15 protein-coding genes are annotated in these 20,269 nt (G+C 50.0%); 4 read left to right on the top strand and 11 right to left on the bottom strand.

The window, feature by feature from the left end; all coding sequences use genetic code 11:
* Positions 1-89 precede the first annotated feature (89 nt).
* From M1D61_RS06750 to M1D61_RS06700, 11 genes are all read right to left on the bottom strand, one after another.
* Positions 90-1,010, bottom strand: a complete 921-nt coding sequence (locus M1D61_RS06750; protein ID WP_458121676.1) for a CvfB family protein — start codon at positions 1,008-1,010, stop codon at positions 90-92.
* The gene (rsfS, locus tag M1D61_RS06745; protein WP_060535874.1) at positions 1,007-1,354 is read right to left on the bottom strand and encodes a ribosome silencing factor; all 348 of its coding nucleotides are present in this window, start codon (positions 1,352-1,354) and stop codon (positions 1,007-1,009) included. Before rsfS ends, M1D61_RS06750 begins: the two co-directional genes overlap by 4 nt.
* Positions 1,355-1,939 carry a bis(5'-nucleosyl)-tetraphosphatase (symmetrical) YqeK gene (gene yqeK / locus M1D61_RS06740; RefSeq protein ID WP_082096566.1) on the bottom strand — a complete coding sequence of 195 codons (585 nt, stop codon included), beginning with the start codon at positions 1,937-1,939 and terminating at the stop codon, positions 1,355-1,357.
* On the bottom strand, positions 1,920-2,513 hold the full coding sequence (nadD, locus tag M1D61_RS06735; protein ID WP_046213617.1) for a nicotinate-nucleotide adenylyltransferase: 594 nt from the start codon (positions 2,511-2,513) through the stop codon (positions 1,920-1,922). Before nadD ends, yqeK begins: the two co-directional genes overlap by 20 nt.
* A gap of 55 nt (positions 2,514-2,568) precedes the next feature.
* Positions 2,569-2,865, bottom strand: a complete 297-nt coding sequence (gene yhbY / locus M1D61_RS06730; protein ID WP_046213616.1) for a ribosome assembly RNA-binding protein YhbY — start codon at positions 2,863-2,865, stop codon at positions 2,569-2,571.
* Positions 2,866-2,886: 21 nt separating this feature from the next.
* Entirely contained in the window at positions 2,887-3,759 is an 873-nt protein-coding gene (locus M1D61_RS06725; RefSeq protein WP_458121675.1) for a shikimate dehydrogenase, read from the bottom strand.
* A gap of 32 nt (positions 3,760-3,791) precedes the next feature.
* On the bottom strand, positions 3,792-4,919 hold the full coding sequence (gene yqeH, locus M1D61_RS06720) for a ribosome biogenesis GTPase YqeH (RefSeq protein WP_458121674.1): 1,128 nt from the start codon (positions 4,917-4,919) through the stop codon (positions 3,792-3,794).
* Complete coding sequence (locus M1D61_RS06715) at positions 4,916-5,443, bottom strand: YqeG family HAD IIIA-type phosphatase (protein WP_458121673.1); 528 nt, start codon at positions 5,441-5,443, stop codon at positions 4,916-4,918. The genes yqeH and M1D61_RS06715 overlap by 4 nt, the downstream gene beginning before the upstream one ends.
* Before the next feature lie 184 nt (positions 5,444-5,627).
* Positions 5,628-7,847 carry a transglutaminase domain-containing protein gene (locus M1D61_RS06710; protein ID WP_458121672.1) on the bottom strand — a complete coding sequence of 740 codons (2,220 nt, stop codon included), beginning with the start codon at positions 7,845-7,847 and terminating at the stop codon, positions 5,628-5,630.
* Positions 7,844-9,100 (bottom strand): DUF58 domain-containing protein, encoded by a 1,257-nt coding sequence (locus M1D61_RS06705; RefSeq protein ID WP_458121671.1) that lies wholly within the window; start codon positions 9,098-9,100, stop codon positions 7,844-7,846. The genes M1D61_RS06710 and M1D61_RS06705 overlap by 4 nt, the downstream gene beginning before the upstream one ends.
* A gap of 4 nt (positions 9,101-9,104) precedes the next feature.
* Positions 9,105-10,064, bottom strand: coding sequence for an AAA family ATPase (locus M1D61_RS06700; RefSeq protein WP_458121670.1), 960 nt, complete (start codon positions 10,062-10,064; stop codon positions 9,105-9,107).
* A gap of 281 nt (positions 10,065-10,345) precedes the next feature.
* On the opposite strand from M1D61_RS06700, the gene M1D61_RS06695 reads away from it, so the two are divergent.
* The 4 genes from M1D61_RS06695 to M1D61_RS06680 all read left to right on the top strand — a co-directional run bounded on the left by M1D61_RS06695 (position 10,346) and on the right by M1D61_RS06680 (position 20,096).
* Positions 10,346-11,419, top strand: coding sequence for a M42 family metallopeptidase (locus M1D61_RS06695; RefSeq protein WP_458121669.1), 1,074 nt, complete (start codon positions 10,346-10,348; stop codon positions 11,417-11,419).
* Between the two features lie 436 nt (positions 11,420-11,855).
* The gene (locus M1D61_RS06690; RefSeq protein WP_458121668.1) at positions 11,856-14,285 is read left to right on the top strand and encodes a right-handed parallel beta-helix repeat-containing protein; all 2,430 of its coding nucleotides are present in this window, start codon (positions 11,856-11,858) and stop codon (positions 14,283-14,285) included.
* A 503-nt stretch (positions 14,286-14,788) separates the two neighbouring features.
* A complete protein-coding gene (locus tag M1D61_RS06685; protein WP_458121667.1) occupies positions 14,789-17,296 on the top strand; it encodes a right-handed parallel beta-helix repeat-containing protein in 2,508 nt (835 codons plus the stop codon).
* A gap of 364 nt (positions 17,297-17,660) precedes the next feature.
* Complete coding sequence (locus tag M1D61_RS06680; protein WP_458121666.1) at positions 17,661-20,096, top strand: right-handed parallel beta-helix repeat-containing protein; 2,436 nt, start codon at positions 17,661-17,663, stop codon at positions 20,094-20,096.
* Positions 20,097-20,269 lie beyond the last annotated feature (173 nt).

Genomic DNA, 20,269 nt, shown 5'->3' with positions numbered 1-20,269 from the left:
TAATCATGGCTGATGCAAAAACAGAAAGGCTCGGACTGCGGGATGCGGTCCTAACCTTTCCGTCTGTAATTGAAAATCAATCGTTCCCTTTATTGTTGGGATTCCTGTGTGCCTTCAGCGGCAGGAGCATCTTTGTCCACGATACGTGTCCAGTTCTGATCCTGTACGACAACGCCTTCTTTCATCAGCTTGCCGAGTGCGCGCTTGAAAGCTGCTTTGCTGATGCCAAAGCGCTGCTTGATCACATCCGGTGGTGTCCGGTCCGAATAAGGCATCGCCTTGTCCGGACGGTCCAGCATAAAGGACATCAGACGCTGGGAATCTTCATCCCGTCCGATTTCCTTGCGCTGGATCATGGACAGATTCACACGTCCGTCTTCCTCGCGTACCTGGGTTACGCGTACTTTGACCCGTTCCCCGAGGCGCAGCATCCGGCTGCGTTCGTTCTGATGAATCAAACCGAGTACGCCGAAGCCGAGTACGCCGCCATCCACGAGTACAAATGTACCCATCTGGAGCGGCTTGTACACCAGCGCTTCCACCCATTCATTCATCCAGCTGGTTGGTGCATGGAATACGAGCGGACTGAATTCCTCTTCACCGGCGAGACGGGCGAGCAGACGACCCTGACGGTCATGCTGCATCACCACATACACCTCGTCACCGATCTGCGGACGCAGTTCCGGTTTCTCCGGCAATTCGCTCATCGGCAGCAGCAGCTGGCGTCCAAGCCCCATTTCCAGAAAAGCACCCAGACGCGGATGCAGATCGGCGATCTTCAGCTTGCCCAGTTCTCCCAGAGTTAGCAGCGGCTTTTTCATCGTAGCGGCCAGACGATCTTCGGTATCATGGAAAATAAATGCTTCCACCCGGTCGCCAACTTTTACTTTGCCGATCAGTTCACTGTAATGCATCAGTACTTCCTGCTCACCATCAGTCAGGAAAAAGCCATAGGGAGATACTTCACGCCCGATGGGGAGCGTGACAATCGTTCCTGCTTCCAGGCTCATACTTTCTCCACCACTTTGGCGTCAGACCACAGACGCTCGATATTATAATATTCGCGCTCGTCGCGATGGAAAATGTGTACCACAACGTCACCCAGGTCGATCAATACCCAGCGTGCCGCGTTAACGCCTTCCATACCACGGATAACGACATTAGCATCATGGGCGCGCTTGCGCACCTCGGATGCGATCGATTGTACTTGCGTATCCGAGTTACCGTGACAGATTACAAAATAGTCGGCTACCAGCGAGATTCCTCTCAGGTCCAGTGCCACCAGGTCGTGAGCTTTTATACTTTCGGCTGCGTCAATTGTCATTTGCAGCAATTGTTCCGGATTTAATGCCATTTAAAGTTCTCCCTCCAATTCAAGTTGTTTGACCAGATCATTTCTGGACAATACCGTTAACGGGTAAATCACCTGACGCCGCGCCAGCAGCAGATTAATCGTGGAATCAAATCCTGCGACCAGTCCGGCTTCCAGACTGGTCTCCGCCAGACGGCGGATATGGTCGACTCCCGGGAAATCACGGCCAGGTTCAATATAATCCGCGAGACAGATAACCTTTTCCAAAGTCGTCATGCCTACGCGGCCGGAGGTATGATAGCGGATGGCATTGAGAATCTCCGTGTCTTCAATACCGTATTCGGTCTCGGCGACATAAGCGCCGATCTCCGCATGCCACAGCGGCTTATCATATAACAGCAGTTCATCATTGAGCGCCTTGTCGCGGAGCAGCTGCTCCTGACGGTCACTCGGCCAGTATTTGGCCACATCGTGCAAAATGGCGGCAAGATCCGCCTTGTCGGGGTCTGCCCCATAACGCCGGGCGAGTACGACAGCAGACTGCATGACACCCTCGGTGTGGCGCCAGCGCTTTTCCGGCATTTGAGAGGAGACGGATTGAATGAGTTCAGCGCGTGTCAGATTCATAGAGTCCACTCCTCTTGATATATTCATACACATGATCGTGCACCATGTAACGGACGGTTTTGCCGGCAGCGAGACGTTCACGGATGTCTGTAGAAGAAATATCCACCTGCGGCATATTGACCAGTACCACTCTCGGCTGCAGATAGGCAGGCATAGTCTCCGTATGAATGACCGAACCCGGACGCCCCACACCGACAAAGGTCAGACGCCGGGCCAGCTCTTCGATGCCATGCCACTCGGTCAATGAGTTCACCATGTCCGCTCCGATAATAAAGTAGAATTCATGCTGATCATACCGCTCCTGCAGCGCACGGATTGTCTCAATCGTATAGGATACACCGCCGCGGACCAGCTCGATATCGAGCGTACGGAATGCCGGATTGGTGCCAATGGCATGCTCCACCATTTCCAGACGCTGCTCTCCGCTTACACCGGCCGCATGCTTATGCGGCGGAATATGCGACGGCATGAACCAGACTTCATCCAGTTCGCAGCCTTCAAGCGCGGCCTCTGCGGCGAGCATATGCCCGATATGCACAGGATCAAATGTACCTCCCATAATACCGACTTTCATGAACCCACCACCGAATCATTTTTTATTCCAGCAAAATCGGCTGCCTGACTTTGACTTAACCTCTAGGCAATTCGATCTGCTTGTGATCTTTGGACTCTTTGTACAGAATGATTGTGCGTCCGATAACCTGTACCAGCTCGGCTCCTGTACCTTCAGCCAGCTGCTCGGCCAGATCTTTTGGTTCTTCCAGGCAGTTGTTCAGTACGGATACCTTCATCAGTTCACGTGTCTCGATCGCATCCAGAACGTGACGGACGATACCTTCATTCATACCGGCTTTACCGATTTGGAAAATCGGGTCCAGATGATGCGCCTGACTGCGCAAATAACGTTTTTGTTTTCCAGTTAGCATTGTATATCCCCTTAATTATAATTAATGATTTGCATGGTTCAGTGCTTCCAGTACCGCGCTGTGCATCAGCGAGACCGGTGCATCCTGTCCTGTCCAGTATTCATACGCATACGCGCCCTGATAAATGAACATACCCAGTCCGCCTACCGTCCGGCAGCCCCGGGTACGCGCTTCACGCAGCAGGCGTGTCTCCATCGGATTGTAAATGAGATCACTGACAATAATGCCTTCCGGAATCAGCTCTGCGGCTACAGGCGTCTCGTCCATATTCGGATGCATACCGATCGAGGTCGTATTAATGAGTATATCGGTCTGCGGCAGATACTCTGCCAGCTCTTCATAGGTCGCTGTCTGCATCTGTGCATCGGAAGCATTCAGTTCCCGAATCAGTTGTGCTGCTTTGTCCACCGTACGGTTGATGATCGTAATACCGGCGACATTTTCCTTGAGCAGCGCGTAGACGATGCCTCTCGCTGCTCCTCCGGCGCCCAGTACGGTCACCCGCTTGTCGGCCAGTTCCCCGGCTTCCTCACGCAGTGAACGCACATAGCCGATGCCATCGGTATTATATCCTTTCATCCGTCCATCACGGATCACTACCGTATTCACCGCTCCGCAGCTGACTGCGGATTCGTCCAGTTCGTCCAGCAGCTTCATAATCTCCACCTTGTGCGGGATCGTGACGTTGAAGCCGGTGAATCCAAGGGCACGGGCGCCTGTGACCGCCTCGGCCAGATGATCCGGCTTGACGTGCAGCGGCACATACATTCCCGGCAGTCCGGCCGCTTCCAATGCGATATTATGCATTACCGGGGACATGGAGTGGGCGATCGGATCACCCATGACTCCGAGCAGCAGAGCAGCCTGCTTGTTGGCCTGATTACGGTCAGTCATGATTCTCATCCTCCTCATCACTTACGAAATGATCAGATCAGCGACGGACGCATCATCACTTTGACGCCTTTTGGCAGATGTACGGCAACGAGTGCGCCGTCCGTACTGTTGGCTTTGATCCAGCCCAGTCCGGAGATAAAGATATCCGTCGGTTTGCCTTTGGGAATACGCAGCTCGTGACGTGTCCACGCCGGCAGTTTGTCCAGATCCGCTTTGACCGGCGGAGCCAGCATCTCACCTGCATGGTTCGCATACAGTTCATCTGCGCGCTCCAGCTTGGTGCGGTGGATTTTGAGGCGATTATTCAAGTAGAGGGTAAAAGACTGACGTCCTCCCTGAATATAGTCAAACCGTGCCATCGCACCGAAGAACAGAGATTGTCCTTCATTTAACTGGTATACGAGCGGCTTGAGTGGTTTGTCCGGCATAATCGCAGCCAGATCCTGCTTGTTCACCAATTCGGTATAACGGGATTCGTATACAATTCCCGGTGTATCGATAATATAATGACCGTCATCCAGCGGAATATTCACCGTATCCAGTGTCGTACCCGGATAACGGGAAGTGGTCAACTCTTCTTCCAGATCGCTGTAATCGGAGATCAGACGGTTAATGAGCGTCGATTTGCCGACATTGGTCGCGCCGACCACATAGACATCGCGGTCACCGCGCATCGAGCCGACAATATCCAGCAGACGATCAAACCCGGTATTCTGCTTGGCACTGCACAGTACGATATCCTCGACTTTAAGTCCAAGTTCCTTGGCTTCCTTCTGGACCCAGTTGCGTAGCTTGTTCCAGTTGGTTACTTTGGGCAGCAGATCGATCTTGTTGACCGCCAGTACTACAGGATTGTTGCCTACAAAACGCTGCAGTCCGGAAATCACACTACCGTGAAAATCGAACAGGTCGACAATATGGATGACCAGTGCATCCTGTTCCCCTACTTGACCAAGCAGACGTAAGAATTCACTCTGATCTACCGTTACTGTCGACGATTCATTGTAGTTACGTATGCGGAAACAGCGCTGACACAGCAGTGGTGTCCGTTCAAGCGCCTGTGCCGGTATATAGCCCGGATGATCCGGGGATTCATTCTGCAGCACGATACCGCAGCCGCTGCATTTGGTTCCAGCGGTTAACCCGCTAAGTTCTGTCATTTATTGCGTTCCTCCTCAGCCCATAAGCCTTTTTTGCGAAGTCTTGTTCTTGCCAGCCGTTCCACCTGACGATTAAACCGGGTTCGCCAGCCCTCTTCATTGAGAGCGATTGGCAGCACCAGAACCGTGAATAAGCCCAGACGATTCCCTCCATACACATCCGTCAACAGCTGATCCCCCACAACGATCGTCTGATCATCGCGGCAGTCCATCAATTTCATCGCCTTCCGGAAAGGGGCATTGGACGGCTTACGTGCAGCATGCACGAACTTAATATCCAACGGAGTGGCAAACAGGGACACCCTGTCCATTTTGTTGTTGGATACAATAATCAGTTCAAAACCGTATTTTTTCACTTTGGCGAACCATTCTATCAGTTCAGGCGTAGCTGCCGGTGACTTGGCACCAACCAGTGTATTATCAAGGTCCGTAATGATCCCCCGATATCCCTGGGCATACAGCTTTTCCAGATCAATATCAAATACTGTATTTACACGTAATTTAGGAATGAGTAATTCAAACAAGCTTTATTCACCTCGATTTCATACGACAAACTATATCATAAATTTAACCAGTCTGACAAAAAGAAACGCCGCTATGCGGCGTTATTTTGAACTTCATGGTATTTTTTTGATCGGGATACTCTGGCTCACACGATATCGGCCGGTACTCTATCGAGACCGGCCGACACGCACTTTATCCATTATACTACTTCGTGGCAGATTTGCGCCATAACTTTCGTAAATCCTGCAAATGCTGCTTCATTGATATCCATTCATCCTCGGTAACCACCTCGGGACTGTACTTGGCCCGTTCAAACAGGGCAAGCAGCGGGTCCAGCACTCCGCTCAGTTCGGGACGCATCTCTCGCCAGCGGCTTACCGATTCTCGCAGGGTCTCATGGGATTGACGATCCATGCCATGCCGCTTCATCCAGCTCAGCCAGCGTTTGGATTCCGCCATAATTTTCTGCTGGGGTGTCATCGGCTCTCCATAACGAATACGTGTATAGGCCTTTTTGAGCTGGCGGCGGTAACGATACAGCATAAATCCTGCCCAGGCAGCGACCAAAACTGCTGCTGTCCAGACAACAGCTGATGATACAGCATTATTCGAAGCCTGCACAGGAGCCTTCGTATCTTTCGCTTCCGGCTGCGGCGCCGTTTCTTCCTGCTCCGGTGTATCCGGTGTCGCTGCAGGAGTCTGTACATTCTCGGTCAGCAGCGGCATGTCAAAGCCAGGCGTTGCTTCCACAGGAATCCATCCGTACCCGGCAAAATAAATTTCTGCCCATGAATGGGCATCCGCATTGGTCACCGTATACTCGGTGGCGCCGTCCGGGAAGTAGTCATTGGTGACATAACCGGACGCCTGACCGGGCGCATAACCTTTGACCCAGCGGGCCGGAATATCCAGCGAACGGGCCATCATGACCATCGCTGTGGAATAATAATCGCAGTACCCTTCCTTGATCTCAAACAAAAAACTGTCGACAAAGTCGCTGCTTTTTTTGCGGGAAAGATCCGGGTTGTTCGTATAGGCATAATTATTTTGCAAATACTGCTGCAGCAGTTCGATCTTGCGGTAAGGCGTCTCTGCCGAAGCGGTTACTTCCTTGGCCAGATCCTTGACCCGTTTGGGGAAATCCGACGGTACCTGCAAATAGGGCTCCAGCGATTTGCCGGCGTACAGCTGGTTGTAGGATTCCTTTTCCAGTTCGGCTATCGGTACGATCGGTACTCTCGATACGAGCGAGTAGGATTCCGGGTACTGCCGATTCTGCCGGGTCTGGCTCCAGTGTACCTCACCATTGTTGCTTCGCCAGTCCAATTGGCTCGTATCATCTCCGCCATTGACGTCTTCGATGCGAGCAATCGTATAGGCCCCGAACAGTACCGGATAGGTCGTATTATTGTCCGACAGCATTTTCACCTGCTGCTTGACGCTGCGTCTGTCTTCCTCCGAACTCTCATCCAGCGACAGCTCGTCTCCGGCTTCCACCGGATCCAGCTCTCGCCAGCCATTACCGGAACGGTCAATCCAGCCTGTGCCCGAATAGGCCAGACGAGTCTCTCCGCGCCAGTAACTACGGCTGGTAGTGCTTACCGTCATTACCGGCGTATAATCAAAATTGAACCCGCCGCCCAGATTGGAGTCTTCGCGACTGTAACCGGAGGAAGCACCCTGTCCATCCAGCGGACTGGAGCCATTGATCGTAATGACCGACTCGCCACGCCAGTTTTTCCAGGCAGTATACGGATCTTTCAGTGTCGGCTGAATCTCCGGCATGTTGATCCCGGCAAGCAGCACAATCGAGAAAATCACAGCGATATTAAACATAATTTTGAGCGGGTATTTGCGCAGATGCTTCCAGCCTTTGGGAAATCTCTCCTGAAAATAACGGAAATGATTGCTCACCAGCCAGCCCATTCCGGCAAACACGACCCAGGCGACTTCCTGCCATAATGTCGCAGCCGTAAAGGAATCAAGAACGGCCAGTGCGATAATATTCGTACCGACAAACATAATGATCGCCCGGCGCGACGTACCGATACGGGCGGACACTTCCAGCAGTACCCAGGCAGAGATCACGAACCACACATAGGAACGGAGCGTCTCTACGAATAGCTCCAGATTCGCGGTCAACGACTCGCCCGGCTGCCAGTAATATATACCGTAATAATCCAATGCATAATACACAACCACAATAACCGCAACCAGCTTAACCAGCAGCCGGTACCAGGCATTGACCGGCAGTACAATATCTATAACTGCAACAGCAGCCATCGTTCCGAGTACGAGTAGTGTCGTCTCGGTATACCAGATGTCTGCTGCATATTGAATCCATTGATAGGCAATAATCATCACCCATAACAGGCACAGCGAGTAATACCAGGAGCTGCGAATACCGCTCCACCACTTTATCATAGGGCTCTCCCTCCTAAAACCACCGGCAGCTGATCCAGGGAATTCAGTGCATAGCTGGCCACTCCCCGGATATGATCAACAGCAGGTTCCTGTCCGGCGGATTCCTGCTCCTTGCTTTCAATCCGGATCTGTACCGGATTCATCTGACGCATCCGTGCAAACTGGAAAATCTCCCAGGCTTTGTCACCGCGCAGCGGACTGATCAGAACAAACAGCGAACCTGCAGGGAACAGACGTGCATCCTGCTCCAGCTTATCCAGCAGCTCGCCCCGGCCATCCGCCATAATATCCACCAGATGAACCTGCATCCGATGCCAGTCTGCCGCTTGATCCGTCGGCAGGAATGAATAATTGTCTTCACCAATTGTAAATAAACCCATGCCCATTCGCTCGCGCATGCCGTATTCCAGCATGGACGAAGCGACCGATACCGCCAGTTCAAACTGGGCACCGGATTCATAATGATCCGCCATCCCATCCAGCACAATCACGGTCTTGGGCAGTGCTTCATGTTCAAATTCCTTGGACTTCCAGATCCCGGTACGCGCAGTCGCATTCCAGTGAATCCGAGAAATACGGTCGCCGTACACATAGTCGCGCACCCCGTTGATCTGATTGGTCTCGGGACGGGACATCAACTGCGAGGTTTGCTGCCCGCCGAGACGCGAATGACGGGAACCCATCTCCCAGTAAGGAACAAAAGCAGTCCGCGGCAGCACTAAAAATTCACCGGGAGCGTTGAATTTGCCCTTGTTCTCCAACAGTCCGAAAATATCTTCACTAATACATTCCGTTCCATAGAAACGGTAACGCCCGCGTTCCAACGGCGGCGTCTGGAACAGCAGTTCTCCCTTGCCTCTCATGCTCGGAATCAGACTTTCCTCAAACGACCAGGATTCGCCGTTATGACGCTTTAGCGTCTCACGAACAATCACATACGGCAGCGGCAGGAAACCCGGGATAGTTACACTCAGGCGCACCTGCACTTGATCACCCGCATGGATAATCTCGCTATGATCACCGCCGATAGACAAATGACGGCTGCCCCGCGCGCGTCCCACGCCGCGAAAGCCTCCGCCAATCAGATAAAGGGACAGCAGTGTCACCATGGAAAATAACATGACCGACGTTTTGCCGCCCTGAAAAAGCATATACAACAGGCAGCCGATCCATACCAGTACGACAAGCCCTAATTTGGATGGCTGACGCTGGCGCTGCAGATTCAGCCTCAAATATGAAAATAGTGCTCTCATCGTATTATGGACCCACCGATACAGGAGCCGCGATCTGCTCCAGAATCTGATGCATAATCCGGTCCGCGCTCATGCGCTCCATCCGTGCTTCCGGGCGGGCAAGTATGCGGTGACCGATAATATAAGGCGCCAGACGCTTCACATCATCCGGCAGCACAAAATCGCGCTCATGAATAAATGCGTATGCTTTGACTGCCATCATAAAGGACAGCGTCGCCCGTGGGCTTGCACCAAGCAGTACCGAGCGGTGCTCACGCGTCGCCCGGATAATCCGTACCAGATAGTCGCTAACGGATTCATCCATATGCACCCCGCGAATCTCCTGCTGGATATCCGCAATGCTCTGCATATCGGTAACAGGCTTCAGACGGTCAACCGGCTGTCCGGCCGCTCCCTGCTGAAGCAGCAGATTTTTCTCGGTCTGCTCGTCCGGATAACCGATCGTAATCTTCATCATGAACCGGTCCAGCTGCGCTTCGGGCAGCATATAGGTTCCTTCAAAATCAATCGGATTCTGGGTGGCGCACAGCATAAACGGATGCGGCAGCGGATGGGTCTCGCCGTCGACCGTCACATTGCGCTCCTCCATTACTTCCAGCAGTGCCGACTGGGTCTTGGTCGTTGCCCGGTTAATCTCGTCAGCCAGAAGAATGTTGGTCATGACCGGACCCGGACGGAAATAAAACTGTTCATCCCGCGGATGGAAAATGGACACGCCGGTAATATCGCTTGGCAGCAAATCGGGATTACATTGAATCCGGCGGTATTGGCCGCTCATCGATTTTGCAAGCGCTTTGATCATTTGCGTCTTGCCTGTTCCGGGAACATCCTCAATCAGGACATGTCCGCCTGCGAGCAGAGCAGTCAGCAGAAGCTCGATTTCAAAAGACTTTCCAAGTATGCATGATTCCAGGTTGGATCTTACAGCTGCGATGACTTGCATTGATTCCTTACGTGCCGGCATATATTGAAAACCTCCTACATCAGGTTCATAAATTCAAAGACGCCAGTCAGCAGATTCGACAATTCTTGTGCCCTGCTGCTGGATTATTCTTACTATATAAGAATATTTCATAAGAGAAATACAGTTATAACGTATATTGTACATGAACGATAGGGCATAGTCACTTTTAGATGAAATAAATATAGTTACATGTACCAAATCTTCATGAGGATGGTTGGACATTTTTCGACAGTACCTTCATACTGGTATGAGCCAAATTATGCTAAGGAGTGAACGATGGAATGAATCAACACACACTTCAGATGTTTAAACAATTAACCGAATTTCCGGCAGTCTCCGGCTTTGAGCGGGAGCTGCGGCATCTGGTCAAGGAGAAAATGTCTGCTTATACCAATGAGTTTGTGCAGGATCGGCTGGGAAGTCTGTTCGGTGTGCTTCGCGGTGAAGAAAATGGCCCGAAGATCATGGTAGCCGGGCATTTTGATGAAGTAGGCTTTATGGTGACAGGCGTCACGGAGCAAGGGCTTGTGCTGTTTCAACCGCTCGGAGGCTGGTTCAGCCAGGTCGTGCTCGCCCAGCGGCTGCACATCATTACCGATCATGGGCCGGTAACCGGTGTGGTCGGCTCGACGCCTACTCATCTGCTCAGTCCCGAACAGCGCAGCAAACCGGTAGACATCCGGACCATGTATATCGATATCGGTGCCGATGACCGGGCAGAAGCCGAATTGCTCGGTATCCGTCCAGGTCTGCAAATCGTGCCGGTGTGTGAGTTCACTCCGCTGGCGAATCCCAAGAAAATCATGGCCAAAGCCTGGGATAATCGCTATGGCGTCGGCCTGGCGATCGAACTGCTGCAAGCGCTGCAAGGCGAAAAACTCGGCGGCACGGTCTACTCCGGTGCTACGGTACAGGAAGAGCTGGGACTGCGCGGCGCCCGTACGGCGGCCCAAATGATCCAGCCGGACATTTTCTTCGGACTGGATTGCAGTGCAGCCAACGACATGACAGGAGACCGCAACGCATTCGGTCATCTGGGCAAAGGTGCACTGCTGCGCATCTATGACCCGACCATGTTCACCCATCGCGGAATGGTGGAATACATCCAGGATACAGCCAGTACACACCGAATTCCTGTACAGTACTTTGTCTCCCAGGGCGGTACGGATGCAGGAGCGGTTCACCTGAGCGGAATTGGCGTTCCTTCGACCGTCATCGGTATCTGTGCCAGGTATATTCATACCTCTTCTTCGATTATTCATACAGATGACTATGATGCAGCCAAGGAACTGCTGATTCATCTTGTCAAAGGCATAAATGCGTCCACGTACCAGACCTTGCTGGAACGCGCCTGACTTCCAGATTCTCCAGCTGTTGTACCTTATCGGTGCAGCAGCTTTTTTGTTATTCAACCGGATATTCATATCTGGCAGACCCTGTACTCCGGCTGACTGCCTCTTTTCCATATCCTTTTATGCTCTTCTTAAAATGATATGATGTATTACTCCATTATAACCCGGCGTTTCGCCGCTTCAATCCACTTAACGCACAGTTTCACAACTATTTTCCAATGGCAATTTTATATGCTGGTACTAGATTAACCATCTCTCATTTTGAAGACTGAGTGCTATATTTTATCATATTTATAATATTTTTTGGCTAAAATTACCTAAAATTGTTTCAAATCACCTATATTTATTATATCAATGCCAGGTATGCTTTTATCAGTCGTTGTTTTTGATATCTTTGTTAGAATTCACGGTTCCCCTATTTCCAATCCAAAGGAGTGAAATGATGAATTGCAGTCGTTATACACTGCAGCTGCTGTATCTTATGACCAGCATGTTACTGCTGCTGTCCACAGTCGTTCCTGTTCACGCTGCCCTGAGCGAACCTTCTTCCGGGATAAATGATCCCGATTCGCTCCAATCCGAACTGTCTCCTGTCACGCCAATGAACATTTATGTCTCTCCAACAGGGAGTGATGCCCTGAATAACGGTACGTTGGAGAGCCCTTACCGTACACTTGGCAAAGCACGTTCTGTTGTTCGTGATACGTATGGGCAGCGTCCTGAAGGCGGAGTTACCGTCTGGCTGCGCGAAGGCAGGTATGCCCTGCCCGCTTCCCTGAACCTGAAGGAAGAAGACTCCGGATCGCCCGGCAGTCCTGTCATTTACCGAAGTTATCCCGGGGAGCAGGCAATTGTTACCACAGCCAAAATCATCCCGCCCGCTGCCTGGAGTCCGCTGAACCCTGAAGCGGCTGCCCGTGTTCATCCTGACGTCTATGCCGGAGATCTGCGGGAGCTTGATCTGACAGCACTCGATATTCGTAATATTCAGGGATTTCCCGGCGGCACGACATTTATTCAGGAGTGGGGGATTCCCGATCTCATTGTTAACGGAGTCAGACAACCTATCTCCCAGTGGCCAAATCCGAATCAGGGAGTCGGCGGTGGGCGCCCCGGCTGGGCCACCATGAATGGATCTGCGGATGCTCAATCCTTTTATTATGGCCCTGGCGGACAGCCCAAAGATGCTGTGACCACCAATGATCTGGATGCGGATGGAACCGCACGCAGCAGCCGTTGGGCCGCTTCGGTAGCCCAGGGACATGATCTGTATTTACGAGGCTTCTGGCGGACCGATTTCGACCCGGTCATGAGCAAGGTAGAACAGATTGACGTCAACCGGAACACCATCCGGCTGATCGATGTACCGGAAGGCGGCATGGGCTCCAAATGGAGTCAGGCAGCCCCCAACATGGAGGAACCTGAATCACCGGGTCCCTCTGCCATGAGCAGCACCCATACCTCCTTGAATGTCCCTTACGGGGTAAATGACAGTGTATACGGAGCAGCCGAAACGGTCGCTCAGGATGTATATGCCGAACCGCCAGTTCTGCCTAAAGTAACCGATCAGGTCTACCGGGTAGGTACCGGCAAAGAAGAATGGCAGGCAGTCAATCTGCTGGATGAGATTGATACTCCCGGCGAGTGGGCACTCGATTTTCATGATCGCAAGCTGTACTACTATCCAAACGGCAGCATTGCAGATCAGGATATTATCGTCGCTGACCGTTCCCAACCTATTATCGAAATGTATAACGCAGCCTATATCCAGCTGGTCGGGCTTACAGTTGAAGGCAGCATGAGTAACGGAATCGAGCTCCAGCACTCCGATCATATTACGATGGCAGGCAATACGATACGCAATGTCGGCGGTGGAGGCATTCTCGATTATTACGGACATCATAATATCATTCGAAGCAATGACATCTATGAGACAGGAAGCTTCGGTATCAGCGTGGGACAAGCCGGCGACCGGATGAAGCTGATTCCTTCCCATACCCAGATTGTGAACAATCATATTCACGATATCGGTAATCTGATCCATCTGGAAGGCATGATCATTACCGAATCGATCGGTATGACGATTACTCATAATCTGCTCCATCATATGCCCAAGCATGGTATCCGCTATGTATCAAGCAATGATCTGCTGTTTGAATACAACCGGGTGCATCATGTCTCCTTGATCGATGGAGATGCCGGTGCCTTTTATACGGGAAGAGATTGGTCCTCCTATGGCAATGTAATGCGGTACAATCATATTGCTGACAGTCCAAGAGCGAACGGCTTTTATGCCGATGATGGAGACAGCGGAGATACCTACTATAACAATGTGATAAACAATGTTTCCAAAGCTTTTATCTTTGGCGGCGGTCATTACAATCAGGCTTACGGCAATCTGATTATCAATGCCGCTTCGATCCAGATCGATGATCGCGGCATTCAGCGCAATTATACGCCGGACAGCGAACAGGCTCAACCGCTGCTAAAGAAGCATCCTTTCGAGGAACCCTGGAAAAGCTATGGTACTGTGCTGGCCAGCACTTATGGATATAATACACGCAACCTCTGGCAGGATGTACTGGATCCCGACTGGAATCCGGAGTATCCAAACGGTTCCCGGTTTTTCGATAATATACTGGTAGAGACCGGCTCGATTGCTGCTCCGAAAAAAGGAGTGGTCATGATTACCCATAATACGCGAATCAAAGATATTCGGCTGACCGATCTGCAGGGATTCAGCAAAGCCGCCTCCACTGTTCAGCCGCATACCCGTAATGCTGCCGTATTATCTGTATTCCCGAACATTAATACCGCCTATTCACAGATCGGGCTGTTCAAAGACCAATACCGTCCTGCACCATCTTGAATTCCATATCAAAATATGGAAATAAATGGTTTATTTTGTGAAAATCATATCTTATCATGCCCCTGAGTTCATGAGGGGCATTTTTATGTAGGAATTTTCCGGACAAAATCCTGGGAGTATAAGGATAGACAGGGATAATCCGCTGACTGACTTCCTATAAAAGAATAAAAAGTGACTGCTTCTCAGGTCCCCTTTTCCCATTACTCTCCTCCATTATACATAGAAAATATGGGAACAATTGGTTATTATTAGTTTATTTTCTATATTTTTATCTTAATTATATGGAAAGGAACATTTTTACTCTCCCTATGAGAACTAGAAAGCATAGGAACTCAGAACCAACAAACTTCTAATTTAAAATTCCTCATACAGGACTTTAGATATTCTTTCTAACTACACCTTTTAGTCTTTTCACGGATTAAGTAAAGATGTTTCTATCTTTCATATTATTTATTGACCCGATCGCTAACCGTTAACAATCACACATCAGGAGGTAATACAACATGATTAAATTCAAAAAATTGACTGCACTGACTTTGTCGGCATCACTGCTGATCAGCTTATTACCCGGACAGATCAGAGCCACTTATGCCGCGACAGGCCAGGCACTGAGCAGCGGCAGCATTCCACAGACTGGCACTAACATCTATGTAGATACCAAGGGCGACGACATTACCGGTAAAGGCACCAAAGAGGCTCCATTCAAAACGATCACGAAAGCGAGATCTATTGTACGTGCCTATAAAGGCGCTTTGCCGGCTGGTGGCGTAACCGTATGGGTCAAAGGCGGAACGTACAATCTGCCGGCCACACTGGAAATGTTCCCGCAGGATTCCGGCACAGCTGACAAACCTGTCATTTATCGCAGTTATCCAGGCGAGACTGTCCATCTGACTACAGGTAAAGGAATCGATCCTGCTCTCTGGAAGCCCCTGAATGCTGACGCTGCTGCCCGTGTACATCCATCCGTAAGTGCAGGCAAGCTGCGTGAGCTGGACGTGGCAGCTCTCGGTATCAAAAATATTACCGGCTTTGAAGGAGGAACATCCTTTACCGAAAAATGGGGCATTGCTGATCTGATCGTTGACGGCGTTCGCCAACCGATCTCCCAATGGCCAAACCAGAACGAAGCAGCAGGCTCCAATCGCCCTGGATGGGCTACGGCCAATGGATCAGCTGATTCCAAATCCTTTTACTACGGTGAAGGAGGTATTCCCGAAGATGGAGAAACAGCTGACGAACTGGATGCGGATCATACCAATCGTGCCGAACGCTGGAAAAGGTCGATCGAACAAGGACATGATCTTTACCTTAAAGGATTCTGGAGAACAGCGTGGAGCCCGGTAACCAGCAAAGTCGGTGCCATCTATCCAGCCGAGTCCATCATTTCCCTGCAGGACATTCCAAATGGCGGTATGGGAGACAAATATAGTCGAACGATTGTCCCTTCCAACCCGACTATCCAGCCATCAAATGTAACTAACAACGAATACTCAACAACAGATAATTCATCCACTACTACTTCTGATGCTTCATCTGCGTCTGCTAGAGCCTCATCACCTGCTACCGTTTTGTCCGATGCTTACAACTTTCCGACCCCTTCAATCAGTGCAGCACCAGCAACTGCTGCTTCAGATGTATATGCCCTGACAGCTCCTAATAGTGTACCGTTTACTCCAGATACAAGTGTCAGCTACCGTGCCGGCAGTGGACTGGAAGAATGGAAAGCAATCAACTTTCTGGATGAAATTGACCAGCCGGGCGAGTGGGCACTGGACTTTAAAGACGGTAAAATTTACTATTATCCGTCCGGCGACCTGACCAAACAAATCGTAACCATCGCCGATAACAAATCATCCATCGTCAAATTCAATGATGCTTCCTACATTCAGTTCCTCGGCTTTGACGTAGCAGGCGGCATGGGCAACGGATTTGAGTTACAACGGTCTCATCATATTACTCTCGCAGGTAATAACGTATCTTATGTTACCGGCAGCGGAATTGTTGATTACTATGGTAATAACAACGTTATTATGAGCAATGATGTATTTGAAGTGGGTGCCAGCGGAATTACTATTGGTTTTTCCGGTAATCGCGCCAACCTGACAAATTCCAACAGCCGCATTACCAACAACCATATCTACCATGTAGGTACACTATCCAGTCTTGAAGGTATTGTTGTCCGTGAGTCTGTCGGTGTCACAGTCGATCACAATCTGGTGCATGATACACCAAAAGCAGCCATCAAATATCCTTCCAACAATAATCTGCTGATGGAATACAACGAAGTGCACAATACTTCCCTGGTTGAAAGTGATACTGGTGCTTTCTACACACCACAGGATTGGACTTCATACGGCAACGTACTGCGCTACAACTTTATCCATCACAACCAACGTTCACATGGTTTCTACTTTGACGATGGGGACAGTGGTGATGTGGTGAGCAAAAACATCATTCAGCAATCCCAGACCGGCTTCCTGATGGGCGGTGGACATGATAATCTGGCTCACAACAACCTGTTAATCAATGTTCAAAAAGCTGCACAGATCGATGATCGTGGTATCCAGCGTGGTTATACAGCTACAAGTGCTTATGCCCAGAATCTGCTCAGCAAGAACCCGACTTCCGGCGCATGGCTGCAGTACGGTAAAGATCTAAAAGCAACTTATGGATATACTACCAATCTGTGGTCGGATATTCTTAATCCTGACTGGCATCCGGAATATCCAAATGGATCTAATGTTTCTAATAATGTATTTGTTCAGACGGGGGCTGTAACCACTCCCAAAAATGGTACATTCACTGTACAGGATAACCTGAATTTGACCAATATCGCAGATGCTCAATTTTTCGATGCTGCGAATTTGGACTTTCGCTCCAACAATCCACAGATCCAAGCTAAATTTAGCGAACTCAATACCATTTTCCCTAAAATTGGTCTGATACAGGATCAATACCGCACCAAAGTTGTATCCCGTGCAGAGTCCGGAGGCACAAGTAACCGGTAATCATTTCAATGAATAAATTGACTGCTGCCAAACGGCAGAAAGTTGAATAATAACAACTAAGACCCTGGAATAATCCAGGGTCTTAGTTGTTATACTACTGCTTAATTATGTACTTAGAAATTATAAACATCTGACTAATTAACGATAGAATAAGCAAAATTATTTGGAATAAATTATATATATGAGGAAATTAGTAATATTACCTGTATTTTATAGTAAAAATTGTATCAAAGATACAGATTTCATTATATGCTTGCCAAGCACCACTTCATCGTAATTGTAACTGTAATTGCAGCTGTCTCTGTCCCTGCTGCCAGACATCAGTATCGCACATTCAATATCAATTATGAAGAGGAGTGAAATCATGAAACGCAGTCATTATGCACTGCAATTGTTGTGTCTGCTAACCAGCCTGTTACTGTTGTTGTCCGGAACAATCCCTGCGCATGCTGTCAGTGGTAGCGCTGCTTCCCCAAATGAATCGGATCAGCCGAAACCATCAATGTCTCCTGTAACAACGGTTAACATTTATGTCTCTCCGAATGGAAGCGATACGTCCAACAACGGAACCATGGAACATCCCTACCGTACGCTGGCCAAAGCACAATCAATTGTCCGAAATACGTCTCAGCAGCGCCCCACGGGAGGAGTGACCGTATGGCTGCGCAAAGGAGAGTATACCCTCTCCGCTCCACTTGAACTTCTGGAGAAGGATTCCGGGATGCCCGGCAGTCCGGTCATCTATCGCAGCTATCCTGGCGAGCGAGCAACGATTACTACTGCCAAGGTTATCCCTTCCTCCGCCTGGAAAAAACTCAATCCCCAGGCAGCAGCCCGTGTTCACCCCAAAGTGTCTTCAGGCGAACTGCGGGAACTGGATTTAAAAGCACTTAACATCAAAAACATTGACGGCTTTCCCGGTGGTACAACATTTGTTCAAGAATGGGGTATTCCGGATCTGATCGTAAATGGAGTGAGACAGCCTGTCTCCCAATGGCCAAATCCGGATCAGGGAGTGGGCGGTGGTCTTCCGGGTTGGGCGACCATGAATGGCTCTGCAGACGCCCAGTCCTTCTATTATGGACCTGGAGGACATCCAACCGATGGGGTTACTACCAATGATATGGATGCAGATGGCAGCAAACGCAGCAGCCACTGGGCCGCTTCCATGAAGCAGGGACATGATCTGTATCTGCGCGGATTCTGGCGGACCGACTTTGATCCGGTAATGAGCAAGGTAGAGCGAATCGATGTGAAACGGAATACGATCCGGCTGCTTGATATACCCGAAGGCGGCATGGGCTCCAAATGGAGTATGGATGCTCCCGGAGTGGGCCTTACAGCGACGCCAGATCTTTCCGTAACCAGCAGCACCTATATGGAAGAATCTGATCCAGCCAGATTAAACAGTCCTGCAGACCGTGAATTCGGCACCGTTCATCATAATGTCTATGCTGAATCGCCGGCTACGGTAACCACTCAGGTGTACCGGGTAGGCAGCGGAACCGAAGGATGGCAAGCAGTCAACCTGCTGGATGAGATCGATGTTCCCGGCGAATGGGCACTCGACTTCCATGACCGCAAGCTGTACTACTATCCGACTGGCAGAATAGCTGATCAGGATATTATTATCGCTGACAGTTCCGGTCCCATTATTCAAATGCTCAACGCATCCCATATCCAGCTGGTCGACCTGACGATTGAAGGCGGCATGGATAACGGAATTGAGATGGAACAATCCCATCATATTACGCTGGCAGGCAATACGGTTCGTAATGTCGCTGGTGGTGGTATTCTCGATTATCACGGACGTAACAATAATATCCGAAGCAATGATATCTATGAAACGGGAAGCTTCGGTATTAGTGTCGGTGAGGCCGGCGACCGGATGAAGCTTATTCCTGCCAATACCCAGATCGTGAACAATCACATCTATAATATTGGCAAGCTGATTCATCTGGAAGGCATGATCATCAGCGAATCGATTGGCGTCCGCATTACACATAACCTGCTGCATGATATGCCAAAACACGGTATCCGTTACATTTCCAATAATAATCTGCTGTTTGAGTACAACCGGGTTCATCATTTCTCCCAGATCGATGGCGATTCCGGTGCCTTTTATACAGCAAAGGACTGGTCTTCTCATGGAAATGTACTGCGCTACAATCATATTGACGACAGTCCACTCGCCAATGGATTCTATGTTGATGATGGAGACAGCGGAGATACCTACTATAATAATGTCGTCAGTGATGTCTACAAGGCGTTTCTCTTTGGCGGCGGTCATTATAATCAGGCTCACAGCAATCTGATTATCAATTCCTATTCCATCCAGATCGATGATCGTGGTATTGAACGTAATTACTCACCGAGCAGCGAACAGGGGCGGCTGCTGCAGAGGATGAAACCGATGCAGGAACCATGGAAAAGTTACGGTACATTCCTGGCCAAAACGTACGGGTATAACACCCACCACCTCTGGCCGGATGTGCTGGATATCAAATGGAATCCTCAATATCCAAATGGCACCCGTTTCTTCGATAATATACTCGTAGATACCGGAATGATTGTAGGACCCAAAAAAGGAGTCGTCATGATTGCACACAATACCCGGATCAAAGATATTCGGCTAACCGATCTGGAGGGATTCGCCGACAGCGATTCTTCCGTGCATCCGCAGACCAAGAATCGTGCAGTTCTGTCTGTGTTCCCCAATATCAACAAAGTCTATGCACAAATCGGACTGTTCAAAGATTCCTATCGCCCTGCCCTGCTCCGCTCTGATCCTGCAGACTAATCCCACAGAAACAATCACTCTATCCTTTGATCACGCTCCCGGACTAGTCCGGGAGCGTTTTTGTATGTACAGAGAGTCCTACATATAAGACGGTACAGGACCTTCATCCATCTGTGAGGTCCCAGTTTGGCATTTACTTGGTATGTAATAGGAATTAGCTACTATCTTTCCAT

This window comes from Paenibacillus sp. Z6-24, from assembly GCF_054161335.1.
The sequence above is the reverse complement of the archived record's forward strand: the minus strand, read 5'-3'. Positions and strand labels throughout refer to the sequence as shown.